Source organism: Mycobacterium sp. HM-7 (assembly GCF_053852335.1).
This window is the reverse complement of sequence record NZ_CM132657.1, coordinates 1,551,552-1,567,461: the sequence shown is the minus strand read 5'-3', so window position 1 is coordinate 1,567,461 and position 15,910 is coordinate 1,551,552. Positions and strand designations below refer to the sequence as shown.

Sequence of the window (15,910 nt, the reverse complement as noted above, 5' to 3'; positions counted from 1 at the left end):
ACATGACAGCGAGTACGAAGGCCGCGCAGTCACCGACGGCCGAGCGACGCGAGCCTGATCACGAGGTGGTGATCGTCGGTGCCGGGTTCGGCGGCATCGGCGCCGGTATCGCTCTCCAGCGCAAGGGGATCCACGACTTCGTCATCGTCGACAAGTGGGACCACGTCGGCGGCACCTGGCACGCCAACACCTATCCGGGTGTGGCAGTGGACATCCCGTCGGTCATCTACAGCTTCTCGTACGAGCAGCGCGGCGGCTGGTCACGGGTGTTCGCGCCCGGCAGCGAGTTGCGCGACTACGCCGGCGACATGGTGGACAAGTACGGCCTGCGCGACAAGCTTCGGCTGGGCACGACCGTAACCGCGGCGACGTTCGACGAGCGCAACAGCATGTGGCGGTTGCGGATCGACGGCGGCGCCGAGATCACCGGCCGCCACGTCGTGATGGCGGTCGGCGGGCTCGAACGGCCGAAGCTGCCGGACATCCCCGGGCTCCAGGACTTCGGTGGGGTGCTCATGCACACCGCGCTGTGGGATCACGACGTCGCGTTGGCCGGGAAACGGGTCGCGGTGATCGGTACCGGCGCGACGTCGCTGCAGCTGGTGCCGGCGATCGTCGACGAGGTCGCACACCTCACCGTCTTTCAGCGCACACCGATCTGGGTGTTTCCCAAGCCCGACAACACGATTCACGGAATCACCCGCATGGCGCTGGAGATCGGCCCGGTGCGGTCGGCGCTGCGCGCCGTCGGGACCGTCGCGACCGAGATCGGGATGGGCGGCATGCTCACCGGACCGAGCTGGCTGGTCGAGGCCACGCGCTCGCTCGCGGAGGCGCCGGTGCGGGCATGGATGCGCAGCCAGGTCACCGACCCGGCGACCAGGGAGAAACTGATCCCCCGCTACGGCCTGGGCTGCAAACGGCCGTCGATGTCGAACGACTATCTCAAGACGTTCAACCGCGGTGACGTCAGCCTGGTCACCGACGCCATCGAGCGCGTCACCGAGCGCGGCGTGGTGACGACCGACGGCGTCGAGCACGAGGTCGACGTCCTCATCTGTGCGACCGGATTCAAGCTGTGGGAACGGGATTCGGTGCCGCCCTTCCCCGTCGTCGGCCGTGACGGACTCGACGCCGCGGAGTTCTGGGCGGTCAACCGCTTTCAGGCCTACCAAGGCGTGTCCGTACTCGGTTTCCCGAACATGTTCATGATCACGGGGCCCTACGGATTCGTACTCGGGTCGTATCTCTGGATGATCGAGGCCACCGCCGCGCATCTGAGTCGCGCCATCGCCGAAGGCAAGCGGCGGGGCGCCCGGGAGGTCGAGATCCGCAGAGAGGTGCACGACGCCTATTTCCAGCACTGCCTGGCGCGCCAGAAGCGCAACGTCCTGTTCACGCCGACCTGCGCGGGATCCAACACGTATTACATCGACTACCACGGTGATTCACCGTTCCGACCGACGACGCACGGCGAGATGTACTGGCAGAACCGCCATTACGACCTCGACGTCTACCGGTATGGGACGGGCACCGCCCACGTCCACGAAGCAGCAGCCACCTCGAAGGAAGCCGGATGAAGCTCAACAATCTGGACCCACAGCTCGTGGTCGTCACCGGTGCCGGCAGCGGCATCGGGCGTGCCACCGCGATCCGCTTCGCCAAACGCGGTGCGCACGTGGTGGTCTCCGACATCGATCTCGACTCGGCGAAAGCGACCGCGGCCATGATCAAAGGCGCCGGCCGCCGCGCGTCGGCCGCCCGGCTGGACGTCACGGACCCGGAGGACTGGGAAGCGTTCGCCTATAACGTGCGTACCGAGCACGGCGTGCCCGACGTCGTCGTCAACAACGCCGGCATCGTCGTCGGCGGCCCGTTCCTCAAGCTGTCCCCCGCGGATTGGGACAAGCAGCTCAGCGTCAACCTGATGGGCGTGGTCCACGGCTGCCGGGTGTTCGGTGCCCAGATGGCCGAGCGTGGCAGGGGCGGACATCTCGTCAACATCGCCTCGGCGGCGGCCTTCACGCCGACGCCGGTCATGGCGCCGTACTCGGTGTCCAAGGCGGGGGTAAAGATGCTCAGCGAATGCCTGCGCCTGGAGCTCAAGCCGTACGGCATCGGGGTCAGCGCGATCTGCCCAGGCGTGATCAGCACGAACATCGGCGATCGGGCGGTGACCGTCGGCGTGGATCCCACGCTCGTCGCACAGGCGCAGCGCCTCACCAAACAGCTGCAAGAGTTCGCCGAACTGCTGCCGTTCTCGCCGATGAGCCCCGACCTCGTCGCGCGGGCCGTGGTGCGGGCAGTCAGCTACGACCTCGCGGTGGTGCCGGTGCGGGCCGAGGCATGGCTGGGCTATGTCATGCACCGCGTCGCGCCTGGTATCAATCGCCTTATGACACAACCCTTCTCGTTCGATCTGGTCGAGAAGCTGGCCAGGCCGTTACTCGACCGGGTGGCGCCGGCGGCCACCACGAGGGCGGCCGTCCCGTCTCGCTAGAGTGGTCATCAACCGCGGGAAAGGGTCGCCATGCTCGTCGATTTGTCTCACACCATTCGTGCGGGGCTGGTGACCTACCCGGGGCTGCCGGCCCCATCGATCGATTCGCACCTGACGCGTGAAGCGTCTCGCGAGGTCTACGCCGCCGGCACCGAATTCGCGATCGGCGCGATCACCATGGTCGGCAACACGGGCACCTACATCGACTCGCCGTTCCACCGCTACGCGGACGGGGCGGACCTGGCAGGCCTCGACCTGAACACCTTGGTGGACCTGCCCGCGGTCGTCGTCCACCGACGGGACGTCGCGGCACGATCCGTCGATGTGTCCGAGCTTCCCGATGACATCGACGCCGGCTGCGCGGTCCTGATCGACACCGGGTGGGACCGGCATTTCGGCACCACGGCGTACGGCGTCGACGCACCGTTCCTGTCCGAGGCGGCCACCGACCATCTGGTGCGGCTCGGCGTGGCGCTGGTCGGCATCGACTCGGTGAACATCGACGACGCCAGTCCGGAATCGGCCGGCCGACGGCCCGTCCATACCGCCTTGTTGGCCAACGGTATTCACGTTGTCGAGCACCTCACCAATCTGGCGGCGCTACCCGCCCGGGGTGCGCGCTTCACCGCCGTCCCGCCGCGGGTCGAAGGCTTCGGCACGTTCCCGGTCCGGGCCTTCGCCACCGTCCCCGACTGACGGCACTCCCCGCCCGGTGTAGCCGATGAGACCCGCCGGCGTCGCGAACCGGAGGCCGGCCGCACACGGCGCAGCAACGCCTGCCCGGCTAGTCGTCGGCAATGCCGAGCAGCAGCCCGACCATGTCCCGCACCAGCTTTCCGGTGCGCTTGGGCGGTACTTCGCCGGCGAGCAGATGCCGCCGTACGGCAGCCAGCGGCAGGTCGAGCAAGGCGAACGCAAGTTGATCAGCGGGTCGGCCAGTTTCCTTGGCCAGCTGCCGAATCGCCTTGTCGATGTCGCGCTTGCTGCTCTCGTCCCGTGTCGCCAACTCCATGCGGGCCGCCTCCGGCCACTGCTCCGGCTCGAATGTTCGCACTCCTGCCTGCAGCACAACAGCTTGCGGCAGATGAGTACGACACCAGTCGACGATCCAGACCGCGGCGTCGACCGCACTGGCAGGCGTCGCCAGGTCACCCAGGACGTCGAAATAGCCACGCTGAAAGTCGCCGGTCGTGCGGAACCACACGGCAGCCAATAGCGCTGCCCGGTCGGGAAACCGGTGATAGATCGACCCGCTGGGCGCGGAGATATCGCGCGCCACCGCATTCATCGTCAGCGCGCGGACGCCGCCTTCGGCGAACAGGCGGGTCGCGGCGTCCACGACGTCATCCGCAGAGTGCCGCGGCGGTCTTCCCATGTATTAGAGACTATGCTCTAATACGGTTTTGGAGCAATCACTCTAAAACAGGCCGCTCTCGCCGGCCGCGTCCTATCGAGGGAGACCACCATGACGACACCCATCGACCTGGCCACCCGCCTGTACGCGGCATTCGCCGCGCACGACCCCGCCGGCCTCGCGGCGTTGCTGCACCCCGATTTCACCGGCCGGGTCAGCACCGGCATGCCGTTCAGTCTCGGCGGTGAGATCGACAGTCCCGAGAAGATGCTGCTGACCGTCTGGGGCGGGGCGGCTGCCCACTTCGAAACCACACCGCTGCCAGACGAATTCGTCGTCGCCGGCGAGGATCGCGTCATCGCGTTCGGCTACTACCGCGGCAACAGCCGCGCCACCGGCAAGCCGTATTCCGCGGCATTCGTGCACGACATCACCGTCCGGGACGACAAGGTCGTCGGACTGATTCAGATCACCGATACCCAATGCTGGCATGACGCTCTCGTGGCGAGCTGACGCTTCACCGCCCTCGCGCCGCGGATCGCAGGATTCGGCACCTTCCCGGTCCGCGCATACGCGAGCATGCCGGACCGACCGGGACTACCGTCGGCAACATGACCAGTTGGAAGGAATTCGCGGACGCTGCCCCGAGAATCGCAACCACCTTCGTCCGCCGACACACCTCAACCGGAAACCTGTGCATGCTGGGCACCCTGCGCTCGGACGGATTTCCCCGGATCAGCCCCATGGAGCCGCGGTTCTTCGAAGACGAGTTGTGGATCTCGGGCATGCCGAACACCACGAAATTCAACGACCTCGCCCGTGATCCACGCTTCTGCCTGCACACCGCGACCGTCGACACGCACGTCGGCGACGGCGACGCGAAACTCTGGGGTGTCGTTGAGGACGTGCAGGACAAGGCGCTGCATCGACGGTTCGCCGAAGCGCTGTACGAACAGACCGGCTTCGACATCCGCGGCCAGGAGTTCGAGCACTGCTATCGCGCCGACCTGGTCGGGGCGTCCGCGGTCGAGGTCGACGACGGACACCTCGACATCACGGTGTGGAAGCCCGGCGAATCCGAACGCGTCGTCCGCAAGCACTGATTCGCTCCGGGTGCGACGCGACTGAGTCTGGCGATAGGCCTTGCCGGCAGAGTCGCGTGCGGCCCCGCCTCCCGCCGCACAGAGCCAGAATGCTCTCCCACAGACATTGAATGAATCATGGTCAATACCAGTGCTTTCCGCGGAGTTGACTGCGTAGCAGCCCACCGGCGCCCCGACCACGTGACGCATCGGGACCCCGGCCGCGCGTCCGCCTGCGGTCAGATCAGGATCCAGTACAGGCGCCGTCAGCGACGATCGCTGCAGCGTTGAGCAGAGGCGACCGATCTGAAGCCAAGAAGAATGCCGCCACTGCGGCGATCTCGTGCGGTTCTCCGAGCCGCCCCCTGAATACCGATGTCCTGATACACCAACTGTCACCGATGTCCTGATACATCACACGAAATTCGACCCCATCCCGGCTTGTTGTTCGAACATTTGTTCGATACAATATGTTTCTACTGACTCAAACTTTTTGGCAGGGTCGCGTTATCCACAACGAGGCCAGGGTTGAGGAGGTTGAGTGAGTCATGGCCAGATCGCGACGGACGAAGATCCCTGCCGAAGAAAAGACCCGACTGGTGCTGGCCGTGTTGGCCAACGAAATGACGTGCGGGGAGGCCGCACGCCGCAGCGGGGTCTGCCGTGAAACCGTGACGAAGTGGAAGCATCAGTTTTTAGCCGCTGGCGCCGAGCGGCTTGAGGAGGTGCCCAGCGGCCCGGCCGGGGCTAAGGGCACACCCGAACAGCGGCGCCTGCAGATCGAAAACGAACAACTCAAACTGGCGCTGGCCGAAGCCACGGTGCAGCTTCGGATTTGGCAGCGCGGTGCGGCGCTGATCGATCAGGTCCCTTCCAAGACCTCGAAGCCCTAAGAGAGGCGGCGGGGCTGCCGGTTTCGAGGTTCGCGGTACTGGCAGACATCCCCGAACGCACCTATCGGCGGCGGTTGGCCCGATTGCGTCATGGCGCCGCGGATAGAGGTCCGTGGCCGGCGCCGGTGGTTGATCGCATCGAAGGCCTGGCTGCCAAATACGCCGAAGCATGGCCAGCCTGGGGCTACCGCAAGATCGCCGCCATGATGCGCGCCGACGGCCACGACGTCACCAATTCCTCAGTGCAACGAGCACTGAAACGACGCGGCTTGTTGCTGCCCCAGGGATTTCGCGCCGACCGCAAATCCTGGGCGATATTGCGCCGCAAAGTGTTCCGCGACCCACCCACCGAACGCAACCGGGTCTGGCAGACCGACTTCTCCGAATTCGAAACCACCAACGGCGGCATCTGGAGGATCAGTGCCGTCATCGACTACGCCACCAAATACTGCCTGGCGATCACCGTCACCCCCACCAGCCGCGGCATCGATGCCGTGCGCTGCATACAACTGGCCATCGACGAAGCCCAACGCATCCTGGAACTCGACCACCTACACGATGACCGCGCCCTGATGGACGTCCTCGACGCCCACGACAACGTCATCGGCCAGACACCCGCACCGATCGCCATCGTCACCGACAACGGCCCCTGCTACCGCGGCAAGGACTTCGGGGCACTGTTCGCCGACCACACCGACCCACTGCTGCGGCACGTGCGAACCCGGATCAAATCCCCACAAACCAACGGCGTCATCGAACGGTTCTTCGGCACCCTCAAATACGAACACCTATTTCGCGGATACATCGGCGACGGCGACGCCCTCGACATGGAAGCCCACCACTTCCGAACCATCTACAACACCATCCGACCCCACCAAGCCCTCGGCGACCGCACCCCCAAACAGGCCTACCTAAACTCGCCGAACCCACAAAACCTGCCAACTTCTTGACGCAAGACATGTTATGGGAATCGCACCGGATCTCCAATCGTTTCTCGACCAGCTGCGCGACGTGGTCATCCCCGATGACATCACTGGGGGTGATGCTCTCGAAGTGGCGCGGGGTCTGGTGGGGCTGCGGAATGTGATCGATCACCTGACCGCAACGACGGTCGGGGTGTTGGACCGGTGCGGGGTTGCGGCCGGGCAGGGGCGCACGCTGCGGGAGCTGTTGATGTCGCTGGGATGTGCACCGTCGGTGGCCGAGCGGATTATCCGCGTCGGTGGCGCCTTGCCGGCGCTGCCGACACTCGCCGCGCACGCTGGCGATGGGGTGGTCTCCGGTGAGCATGTCGATGCGATCGTGAAGGGCATCAACCACATTCAGGCGCGTGCACCAGGTCCGGTCAGCGAGGCGGCCAGGTTCGCGCAGGTGACGGATTTGTTGGGGCAGTTCTTCTCAGGGGCTACTCCGGCCGCGATCGGTGACCGGGCCCGGCGGTTGGGGAACCGGGTCGCCGCGGCCGAGGGTGGGTTGCCGGCGGCGGAGGACCGCTCGATCAACACCCTCGATCACCGCGTCACCAGTGATGGACGCCTGCGGGTGCGGGTGGATCTGGATGCCGAAGTCGGCGCCAAGTTGGTGGCCGCGGTCGAAGAGCTGTCGGCGCCGCGCCCCGAACCCGACGGCACCCCCGACACCAGGTCGGCGTCCCGGCGGCGGGCCGATGCCCTCGAGACCGTGTTGGACATCGCGGCCCGCGGCGGAGATGTCGCATCGGCGCCGCGCACACAGTTGCTGGTGACGGTGCCCGCTGATACCCCGGACCTGGCCGAGTTGGAGTTCATGGGGTCGATCAGCACCATGACCCTGGAGCGGTTGACCTGCGACACCGCGGTGACGACGGTGATCGTGGACGGCGAGCAGGTGCCGCTCGATATGGGACGGGAGAAACGCCTGTTCCCGGCGCATCTGCGTAAAGCCCTGCATCTGAGGGATCAGTGCTGCATCAAATGCGGCGCACCACCCGGACGCACCCACGCCCACCACATCGTGCACTGGACCCACCACGGCGAAACATCACTGGCCAACGGATGCCTACTGTGCCCGGCCTGTCACGCCAACGTCCACCACGACGGCTGGAACGTCGTCATGGGCCTGGACAAACACCCCTGGCTCATCCCACCAGCGACCGTCGACCCACACCGACAACCCATCCCCGCCTACAACCGCCGCACCATGCGACTCGACCACGCCGCATAACCACCGCAGGTGCGTCCTCAAACCTGCTGTGCACCTTGATAACTCAATAGTGTTCCTGGACCTCGTGCTCGCGCGGCGGGCGGAGTTCACATCCGCCGCGCGAGCAGCCTCTCAACTTCGAAAGACTCCTAGGGCGACAACAGGATCGGCCCACCACGGCGGCGGTACACCGAGCCGAACCGCGCGTCGATCCGCAGCCAGGTCGGATGTACCCGGACGCGGACCACCTCGTTCTCGGGCAGCGGGTCGGGCACGAAACCCATGGCGGTCAAGGCGAATACACAGCGCATCGGGATGCCGACCTCGAGGTCGCCGGCGCTGACGGTGAGGACGTCCTGGTCCAGCAGCGACGGCGGCGGGCCCTGCGGGCCGCTGTGTTCCTTGGCCAACTCGACGCCCCGCTGGAACAACTCCAGCACCGCGCCGGCCGGCACATCGTCCAGATGGCTGAAGCCGTTGTCGGGCGGCAGCGCACCACGCCATGCCGAGTCCATCGCGAAGCCCGGATCGATCCGGCCCGAGCCGGGCAACTCGTGGCTCAATGCATCGGCCCCGGCGCAAAGGTCGGACGGCGCCACCCGCCCGCTCACCACGCGCGCGGCCAGCACCTCGAAACCTGTTGCCGCCCAGGCGACGACGACGTCCTCGCTCCGCGCCTTCAACCGCACCACGGCCGCCTCGTCGAGCCGCAGCACGCGCTCGACGAAGGTGGCCAGGTTCTGCGCCTGGGCAGCGTCGGCGAGCCAGATGCCCCGTTCGCTCATCGACGCACCCTGCTCTTCGCGCACGCGCTCATCGGGCGAAGCGCTGGAGGTACTCCCGCTGATGCGGGGCGATACGGACCAGCATCTGCCGCTCGATGTTGAAGGTGGCCAGCTGGGTCTCCCCGATCACGGCCGGCTTGGAATCCGGGTCGGCCTGCGCCGAACGCACCTCATACCCGAGCGTGAAGTCGCAGGCCCGCAGCCGGTTGGTCCAGATGGTCACCTGCAACGGTGAATCGACCAGGCGCAGTTGGTCCTTGTATTTCACGTTGACCTCGGCGATCAGGAGGCCGGTGGTGGCGACGTCCTCGGCGAAGGGCTCCGTCAGGAACGGAACCCGCGCCTCTTCGAGAATGGTCACCATGGTGGCGTGGTTGACATGCTGATACATGTCGATGTCCGACCAGCGCACCGGCACCGGCGTCGTGAAGCGTTCAGTCACCGGCCCATCATCCCTGATTGCCCGTCCCGGTCGTTCTCGTGGTCATGCTCCGCAGCTGCCGCGCGGCCACCGACAGGGTCGCCAGGTCGCGGACCTCGTCACCCAGAATCTCGGTCAGCGTCCGGCGGGCCCGCATGACCCGCGAACTGTTGGTGGACGCCCATTCGTGAATCTTCTGTTCACCGGTCTCGTCGGTCTCGCCGACCGCCATCACGTCGATGCACAGGGCCCGCATGGAACCGTAGATATCGTCGCGAATCGCCAAGCGCGCCAACGAATGCCAGCGGTCATTGCGGCTCAGTTCGGACACCGCGGTGAGCAGGTTGTCGATGCCCAGATTGTCGGTCAGCGCGAAGTAGGTATCGGCCACCTCCGCGGGTTCACGCTCGGCGATGTCGGCGATGTCGATGACGTCCAGCAGGCTGTACTGGTACAGCCCGGTGGCCACCATGTAGGCCAGCTCCTTCGAGACGCCGGCGGCCACGAACTGGGCGGCGTCGGTCTCGGCGATCGCCTTGTCATCGCCACGCAGCCACTGCGCCATCTGCGGGGTGAGCTCGGCCACCTTCGCCGCGAACCGGTTCGCCTCGGCGCCGACCGCCAGCGGCTGGGGCCGGTAGTTCAGCAGCCAGCGGCCCGCGCGGTCGATCAGCCGGCGCAGGTCCAGCGTCATCCGGTCGGTGACATCCACCGGCACACCGGCCAGGCCGGCCGCCCGGATGTTCCGCCACACCTCGCCGACCCGGAAGATCTTGTCCACCGCGACATAGCTGCGAACCGCGTCGACCGGCCCCACGCCGACATCCTCGGCGACGCGGTAGGCGTAGGTGATGCCCGCGGTGTCGACGAGATCGTTCACCAGCATCGTGGTGATGATCTCCCGGCGCAGCTGATGCGACCGGATGTCCGCCGCGAACCGGTCCCGCAGCTCCTCCGGGAAGTAGTCCGGCAGCCGCCCGGCGAACACCTCCTGATCGGGTAGCTCACTGGCCAGCACGTCCTCTTTGAGCGCCAGCTTCACGTGCGCCATCAAGGTCGCCAGCTCCGGCGAGGTCAGCCCCAGCCCGGTCTCCATCCGCCGCCGGATCTCCTTCTCCGACGGCAGCGCCTCCAGCTCACGGTTGAGGCCACGGTTGGCCGCCAGGTCACGTATCTGGGCGGCGTGCACCGGAAGCAGGCTGGCGGCGTTGGCACGACTGGTGCCCATCAGGTCGTTCTGCGACATGTTGTCGGCGAGCACCAGACGACCGACCTCGTCGGTCATCGACATCAACAGGTCCGTGCGCTCGGCGGCCGCGACCTTGCCCGCGGTCACCAGGGCGTCGACCAGAATCTTGATGTTCACCTCGTGATCGGAGCAGTCCACACCGGCCGAGTTGTCCATGGCGTCGGTGTTGATGTGGCCGCCCGCCAGATCGAATTCGATACGACCGCGCTGCGTCACACCCAGGTTGCCACCCTCACCAACCACCTTGGCGCGCAGCTGATTTCCGTTGACCCGGATGGCATCGTTGGCGCGGTCGCCGACGTCGGCGTCCGACTCGGTCTCGGCCTTGATGTAGGTGCCGATGCCGCCGTTCCAGAACAGGTCGACGGGCGCCAGCAGGATCGAATTCATCAGTGCCGGCGGTGTCAGCTCGGTGACGTCGGCAGCGAGGCCGAGCACTGCGCGCACCTGCGGGCTGATCGGGATCGACTTCTGCTCGCGGCTGTAGACGCCACCGCCCTCGCTGATGAGCGACTTGTCGTAGTCATCCCAACTCGACCGGGGGAGCTTGAACATCCGGTCGCGTTCGATCCACGACCGCGCCGCATCGGGGTTCGGGTCCAGGAAGATGTGCCGGTGGTCGAAGGCCGCCACGAGGCGAATGTGCTTGGACAGCAACATGCCGTTGCCGAACACGTCACCGCTCATGTCACCGACGCCGACGACGGTGAAGTCCTGGGTCTGGGTGTCGTGCCCCATCTCGCGGAAGTGCCGCTTCACCGACTCCCAGGCGCCCTTCGCGGTGATGCCCATCGCCTTGTGGTCGTAGCCGACCGAACCGCCGGAAGCGAACGCATCGCCGAGCCAGAAGCCGTACGACTTGGCGACATCGTTGGCGATGTCGGAGAACGTGGCGGTGCCCTTGTCAGCGGCGACCACGAGGTACGCGTCGTCGCCGTCGCGGCGCACCACCTGCGCCGGTGGCACGACCGCGCCGGTGGCCGTCTCGACGTTGTCGGTGACGTCGAGCAGGCCGGCGATGAACAGCCGGTAGCAGGCGACGCCCTCGTTGCGCAGGGCATCGCGGTCGGCGGCCGCATCACCCGAGGGGACCGGCGGCGACTTGAGCACGAAGCCGCCCTTGGCGCCGACGGGGACGATGACGGCGTTCTTCACCGCCTGCGCCTTGACCAGGCCCAGGATTTCGGTGCGGAAGTCCTCCCGCCGGTCCGACCAGCGCAGGCCACCGCGGGCCACGTTGCCGAACCGCAGGTGCACGCCTTCCACCCGCGGCGAATACACGAAGATCTCGTATTTCGGCCTGGGCAACGGCAATTCGTCGATCAGCTGGGGATTGAGCTTGAACGACAACGCATTTCGTTGCCGCGCCGAACCGTCCGCCGTGACGTAGTAGTTGGTGCGGAGCGTGGCCTGCACCAGCGCGGCGAACGCCCGCAGCACCCGGTCGGTGTCCAGGCTGACCAGGGCGTCGATGTCCGCCGCAACGGCGGCCGCGGCGGTTTGGGCGCGATCCGCCGCGTCTCCCCCGCTCGGGTCGAACACCGCCTCGAAGAGTTCGACGAGAGACTTCGCGGTGCCCGGGTTGTCCCGCAGCACCGTCTCGATGTGGGACTGGCTGTAGGGAAAACCGGCCTGCCGCAGGTATTTCGCGTAGGCCCGCAGGATCGTCACCTGCTGCCAGGTCAGTCCCGCACCCAGCACCAACTCGTTGAACCGGTCGATCTCCACCTTGCCCTGCCAGATGGCGGTGACCGCGTCGGCGAAGCGCGTCGCGATGGCTTCGCGTTCGGCTTCCGGAGTGTCGACGGTGGATTGGTGCCGGGAAATCTTGAACTGGTAGATCCATACCGGCACGCCGTCGGCGCGCACGACATTGAACGGCTGCTCCTCCAGCACCACCACACCCATGGACTGCAGCATCGGCAGCAGCTCACTCAGCGAGGCCGATCGTCCCGCGAGATACCACGTGAGTTGAGCGGTGCCGTCATCGTCGGCCCCGGCTTCGGGATAGTCGAGCACCAGTTTGACGCTGTCGTCCTGCAGCTGATCGATGATGCTGATGGCCTCGATGGCCCCCGCCGGCGTGAACGCCTGTTTGTACACCTCGGGGAACGCCACCGCGTAATGCTCGGCCTCGGCGCGGGTGATGGTGCCCGGCGTGACAGCACCGATCAGCCGGTCCCCCCAGGTGCGAGCGGCCTCGGTCAGCAGAGCCTGGATGCGCGTCTCATTGGCCGACGACGTGTCGATGCTCGCCGCGCTGGCCGTCTCGCCCAAACGCACCGTGAAATGCACGACGGCCCAGGGTGATTCACTGACCCTGGCGGTGTACTCGATGCTCTCACCCCCGAGCTCGCGAACCAGGATGTCCTGCATGGCCAGCCGGACATCGGTCGTGTACCGGTCGCGCGGCAGGTACACCAGGCACGACACGAAGTGCGCCAACTTGTCGGCGCGCAGGAACAGCAACGCACGGCGTCGGGATCCCAGGTCGATGACCTGCTTGCCCATATCCACCAGATCACGGGCGGTCAGGGAGAACAGCTCGGACCGCGGCACCGTCTGGATGATGTCCAGCATCAGCTGGCCGGGCCGGCTCGGATCACCTTGGGACAGCGCCAATGCCTCGTTGACCCGACGCGAGATCAGTGGAATCTCAAGCACATTCGCGTTGCCCGCGGTCACCGTGAACTGACCGATGAACCGGTGCTCACGAGCAGGCCCGTTCGGTCCCGCGCTCTCGCGAACCACCACGATGTACGGATAGGCGCCGTAGCGCAGATAACTGGGCATGGTGGCCTGCGCCACCGCGAGCAGTTCGTCGTCACCGGCCAGCGGTGGCAGCACGTCGGTGCGCAGCTTGGCCACGCCCAGCCGGGTCGCCGGGTCCACGTGGGCCTGTCCGTTCTCCACCGTGCACTGCTGGTAGCCGAGCAGGACGAAGTGCCCGTCGGCCAGCCAGCGCAGCAGGGCCGCGACGTCGCGCCGGTCGTAGCCGGGGAACCGGCCGTTGTGGTCGGCGTCGAGTGCGTTGGCCAGACCCACGAGCGCGGCGTTCATCGCCGGCGTATCGAGTTGCACCGCACGGGTGTCGGTGAGCGCGTGCGGCAGCACCGCCGCGGCCTCGGTCACGGCCTTGCCGTCACCCATGGTCGCCAGCTGGACATGAATCCAGGTCTCGTCGATGCCGTCGGCCGGCGCGCTGGGGTCGGCCGCGGGTCCCATCGCGACGACCTCGCCCGCCGGATCACGCCGCACCCGGAATTCCGGGCTCATGATCGCGGTGTAGGCCACGCCCATGCGGTGCAGCAGCACCATCACCGAGTCCATCAGCAGCGCGCTGTGATCGGTCACGATCTGCAGCGCCGGACCGAAGCGGCCGGGATCGTCGGCCGGGTAGATCGCGACCAGCGTCTCGCCCATCGACCGGCGATGGCCGAGCCGGAAATGCGCGGCCAGCAACTCCGGGGACACCCGGGTCGCCAGCGCCACGTCAATCGGGGCGGTCACCCCGCCGTCGGCCGGTGAGCCGTCGTTGGGGCCGCGGTAGGTCAGCAGGTATGCCCGTGCGAGACCAGCGTTACCGTCCGCGCCGGCGGACTGCGTACTGCTGCGTCCGCCCCGATTTTCCGTCATCCGACTTGCTCCTGACGTTGCACCTTCGCGCCCCGATCGGGCACGTAGATGCGACGTTAGTCGCGAGTCAGCTTGCGGTGGGTCACTCTGTGCGGACGCGCCGCTTCGATTCCAAGTCGTTCCACTTTGTTCTCTTCATAGGCACCGAAGTTGCCCTCGAACCAGAACCATTTGGCCTCGTCCTCGTCGTCGCCTTCCCACGCGAGGATGTGGGTGCAGGTGCGATCGAGGAACCAGCGGTCGTGGCTGATGACCACGGCGCAGCCGGGGAACTGCTCCAGCGCGTTCTCCAGCGAAGACAGGGTTTCGACGTCCAGGTCGTTGGTCGGCTCGTCGAGCAGGATCAGGTTGCCGCCCTCTTTGAGGGTCAGCGCCAGGTTCAGCCGGTTGCGCTCACCACCGGAGAGCACCCCGGCCGGCTTCTGCTGATCGGGCCCCTTGAAGCCGAACGCCGACACGTAGGCCCGCGACGGGATTTCGTTCTGTCCGACCTCGATGTAGTCGAGCTTGTCGGAGACGACCTCCCAGACCGTCTTCTTCGGGTCGATGCCCGCGCGGCTCTGGTCGACGTACGACAGCTTGACCGTCTCACCGACCTTCACGGTGCCGCCGTCCGGCTGCTCGAGGCCGACGATGGTCTTGAAGAGCGTGGACTTACCCACACCGTTCGGGCCGATGACGCCGACGATGCCGTTACGAGGCAGGGTGAAGGACAGGTTCTCGATCAGGGTGCGATCGTCGAAGCCCTTCTTCAGGTGGTCGACCTCCACCACGACGTTGCCCAGGCGCGGCGGCGTCGGAATCTGGATTTCCTCGAAGTCGAGCTTCCGCGTCTTCTCGGCCTCGGCGACCATCTCCTCGTAGCGTCCGAGACGGGCCTTGTTCTTGGCCTGGCGGGCCTTGGCGCCCGAACGCACCCAGGCCAGCTCGTCCTTGAGCCGCTTCTGCAGCTTCTGGTCCTTCTTGCCCTGAACCTCGAGACGCTCGGCCTTCTTCTCCAGGTACGTGGAGTAGTTGCCCTCGTACGGGTAGGCGCGGCCACGATCGAGCTCGAGGATCCACTCGGCGACGTTGTCCAGGAAGTACCGGTCGTGGGTGACGGCGAGGATCGCGCCCTTGTAGTCGGCGAGGTGCTGTTCCAGCCAGTTCACGCTCTCGGCGTCGAGGTGGTTGGTGGGCTCGTCGAGCAGCAGCAGGTCGGGCTTGCTCAGCAGCAGCTTGCAGAGCGCGACGCGGCGGCGCTCACCACCGGAGAGGTGGGTGACGGGCTCGTCCGGCGGCGGGCAGCGCAGGGCGTCCATCGCCTGCTCCAGCTGGGAGTCGATGTCCCACGCGTCGGCGGCGTCGAGCTCCTCCTGGAGCTTGCCCATCTCTTCCATGAGCTCGTCGGTGTAGTCGGTGGCCATCAGCTCGGCCACCTCGTTGTACCGGTTGAGCTTGGCCTTGACCGCCACGCCGGCCTCGACGTTCTCGCGAACCGTCTTGGTCTCGTCCAGCTCGGGCTCCTGCATGAGGATGCCGACGCTGGCGCCCGGCGCCAGGAAGGCGTCGCCGTTGTTGGCCTTGTCGATGCCGGCCATGATCTTCAGGACGCTGGACTTACCGGCGCCGTTGGGGCCGACGACACCGATCTTCGCGCCGGGCAGGAAGTTCAGGGTGACGTCGTCGAGGATGACCTTGTCGCCGTGCGCCTTACGGACTTTGCGCATCGTGTAGATGAATTCGGCCATGCCGTCGTCATGCCTTTCGTTGGCTGTTCGTCGTAGCGCTAGCCCCGGCGCACTGGATCTGGCGCGGTGCCGCGAAAAC

The 15,910-nt window shown here is 66.5% G+C and carries 13 protein-coding genes; 8 read left to right on the top strand and 5 right to left on the bottom strand.

The annotated features are described in order from the left end of the window. Nucleotides 1–2 precede the first annotated feature (2 nt). Genes ACWW1C_RS07545 through ACWW1C_RS07535 form a run of 3 tightly spaced genes read left to right on the top strand, consistent with a single transcriptional unit; the run spans nt 3 to nt 3,196 of the window. Entirely contained in the window at nt 3–1,580 is a 1,578-nt protein-coding gene (locus tag ACWW1C_RS07545) for a flavin-containing monooxygenase (protein WP_455982856.1), read from the top strand. Then, the gene (locus tag ACWW1C_RS07540) at nt 1,577–2,500 is read left to right on the top strand and encodes an SDR family NAD(P)-dependent oxidoreductase (RefSeq protein WP_455982855.1); all 924 of its coding nucleotides are present in this window, start codon (nt 1,577–1,579) and stop codon (nt 2,498–2,500) included. Before ACWW1C_RS07545 ends, ACWW1C_RS07540 begins: the two co-directional genes overlap by 4 nt. Nucleotides 2,501–2,530: 30 nt before the next feature. Continuing rightward, a complete protein-coding gene (locus tag ACWW1C_RS07535) occupies nt 2,531–3,196 on the top strand; it encodes a cyclase family protein (RefSeq protein ID WP_455982854.1) in 666 nt (221 codons plus the stop codon). A gap of 88 nt (nt 3,197–3,284) precedes the next feature. Here ACWW1C_RS07535 and ACWW1C_RS07530 read toward each other — a convergent pair whose 3' ends face one another. Beyond that, the gene (locus ACWW1C_RS07530; protein WP_455982853.1) at nt 3,285–3,875 is read right to left on the bottom strand and encodes a TetR/AcrR family transcriptional regulator; all 591 of its coding nucleotides are present in this window, start codon (nt 3,873–3,875) and stop codon (nt 3,285–3,287) included. Nucleotides 3,876–3,965: 90 nt separating this feature from the next. On the opposite strand from ACWW1C_RS07530, the gene ACWW1C_RS07525 reads away from it, so the two are divergent. The 5 genes from ACWW1C_RS07525 to ACWW1C_RS07505 all read left to right on the top strand — a co-directional run bounded on the left by ACWW1C_RS07525 (nt 3,966) and on the right by ACWW1C_RS07505 (nt 8,031). After that, on the top strand, nt 3,966–4,367 hold the full coding sequence (locus ACWW1C_RS07525) for a nuclear transport factor 2 family protein (protein WP_455982852.1): 402 nt from the start codon (nt 3,966–3,968) through the stop codon (nt 4,365–4,367). A gap of 98 nt (nt 4,368–4,465) precedes the next feature. Next, nucleotides 4,466–4,957, top strand: coding sequence for a pyridoxamine 5'-phosphate oxidase family protein (locus ACWW1C_RS07520; RefSeq protein WP_455982851.1), 492 nt, complete (start codon nt 4,466–4,468; stop codon nt 4,955–4,957). A 527-nt stretch (nt 4,958–5,484) separates the two neighbouring features. Then, nucleotides 5,485–5,829, top strand: coding sequence for a transposase (locus ACWW1C_RS07515; RefSeq protein ID WP_418001499.1), 345 nt, complete (start codon nt 5,485–5,487; stop codon nt 5,827–5,829). A 125-nt stretch (nt 5,830–5,954) separates the two neighbouring features. Then, nucleotides 5,955–6,779, top strand: a complete 825-nt coding sequence (locus tag ACWW1C_RS07510; RefSeq protein WP_455980067.1) for a transposase — start codon at nt 5,955–5,957, stop codon at nt 6,777–6,779. A gap of 13 nt (nt 6,780–6,792) precedes the next feature. Next, the gene (locus tag ACWW1C_RS07505) at nt 6,793–8,031 is read left to right on the top strand and encodes a DUF222 domain-containing protein (protein WP_455982850.1); all 1,239 of its coding nucleotides are present in this window, start codon (nt 6,793–6,795) and stop codon (nt 8,029–8,031) included. A gap of 128 nt (nt 8,032–8,159) precedes the next feature. Here ACWW1C_RS07505 and ACWW1C_RS07500 read toward each other — a convergent pair whose 3' ends face one another. Genes ACWW1C_RS07500 through ettA form a run of 4 tightly spaced genes read right to left on the bottom strand, consistent with a single transcriptional unit; the run spans nt 8,160 to nt 15,831 of the window. Next, on the bottom strand, nt 8,160–8,795 hold the full coding sequence (locus ACWW1C_RS07500) for a hypothetical protein (protein WP_455982849.1): 636 nt from the start codon (nt 8,793–8,795) through the stop codon (nt 8,160–8,162). 28 nt (nt 8,796–8,823) lie between these two features. Next, a complete protein-coding gene (locus tag ACWW1C_RS07495) occupies nt 8,824–9,237 on the bottom strand; it encodes an acyl-CoA thioesterase (protein ID WP_020102240.1) in 414 nt (137 codons plus the stop codon). Nucleotides 9,238–9,244: 7 nt separating this feature from the next. Continuing rightward, a complete protein-coding gene (locus ACWW1C_RS07490) occupies nt 9,245–14,101 on the bottom strand; it encodes an NAD-glutamate dehydrogenase (protein ID WP_455982848.1) in 4,857 nt (1,618 codons plus the stop codon). 56 nt (nt 14,102–14,157) lie between these two features. Further along, nucleotides 14,158–15,831 carry an energy-dependent translational throttle protein EttA gene (gene ettA / locus ACWW1C_RS07485; protein WP_455982847.1) on the bottom strand — a complete coding sequence of 558 codons (1,674 nt, stop codon included), beginning with the start codon at nt 15,829–15,831 and terminating at the stop codon, nt 14,158–14,160. Between the last annotated feature and the right edge of the window lie 79 nt (nt 15,832–15,910).

Excerpts from the sequence above, each read along its gene's own strand:
- ACWW1C_RS07545 (WP_455982856.1), top strand. The coding sequence starts at position 3 with ATGACAGCGAGTACGAAGGCCGCGCAGTCACCGACGGCCGAGCGACGC.
- ACWW1C_RS07540 (WP_455982855.1), top strand. The coding sequence starts at position 1,577 with ATGAAGCTCAACAATCTGGACCCACAGCTCGTGGTCGTCACCGGTGCC.
- ACWW1C_RS07535 (WP_455982854.1), top strand. The coding sequence starts at position 2,531 with ATGCTCGTCGATTTGTCTCACACCATTCGTGCGGGGCTGGTGACCTAC.
- ACWW1C_RS07530 (WP_455982853.1), bottom strand. The coding sequence starts at position 3,875 with ATGGGAAGACCGCCGCGGCACTCTGCGGATGACGTCGTGGACGCCGCG.
- ACWW1C_RS07525 (WP_455982852.1), top strand. The coding sequence starts at position 3,966 with ATGACGACACCCATCGACCTGGCCACCCGCCTGTACGCGGCATTCGCC.
- ACWW1C_RS07520 (WP_455982851.1), top strand. The coding sequence starts at position 4,466 with ATGACCAGTTGGAAGGAATTCGCGGACGCTGCCCCGAGAATCGCAACC.
- ACWW1C_RS07515 (WP_418001499.1), top strand. The coding sequence starts at position 5,485 with ATGGCCAGATCGCGACGGACGAAGATCCCTGCCGAAGAAAAGACCCGA.
- ACWW1C_RS07505 (WP_455982850.1), top strand. The coding sequence starts at position 6,793 with ATGGGAATCGCACCGGATCTCCAATCGTTTCTCGACCAGCTGCGCGAC.
- ACWW1C_RS07500 (WP_455982849.1), bottom strand. The coding sequence starts at position 8,795 with ATGAGCGAACGGGGCATCTGGCTCGCCGACGCTGCCCAGGCGCAGAAC.
- ACWW1C_RS07490 (WP_455982848.1), bottom strand. The coding sequence starts at position 14,101 with ATGACGGAAAATCGGGGCGGACGCAGCAGTACGCAGTCCGCCGGCGCG.
- ettA (WP_455982847.1), bottom strand. The coding sequence starts at position 15,831 with ATGGCCGAATTCATCTACACGATGCGCAAAGTCCGTAAGGCGCACGGC.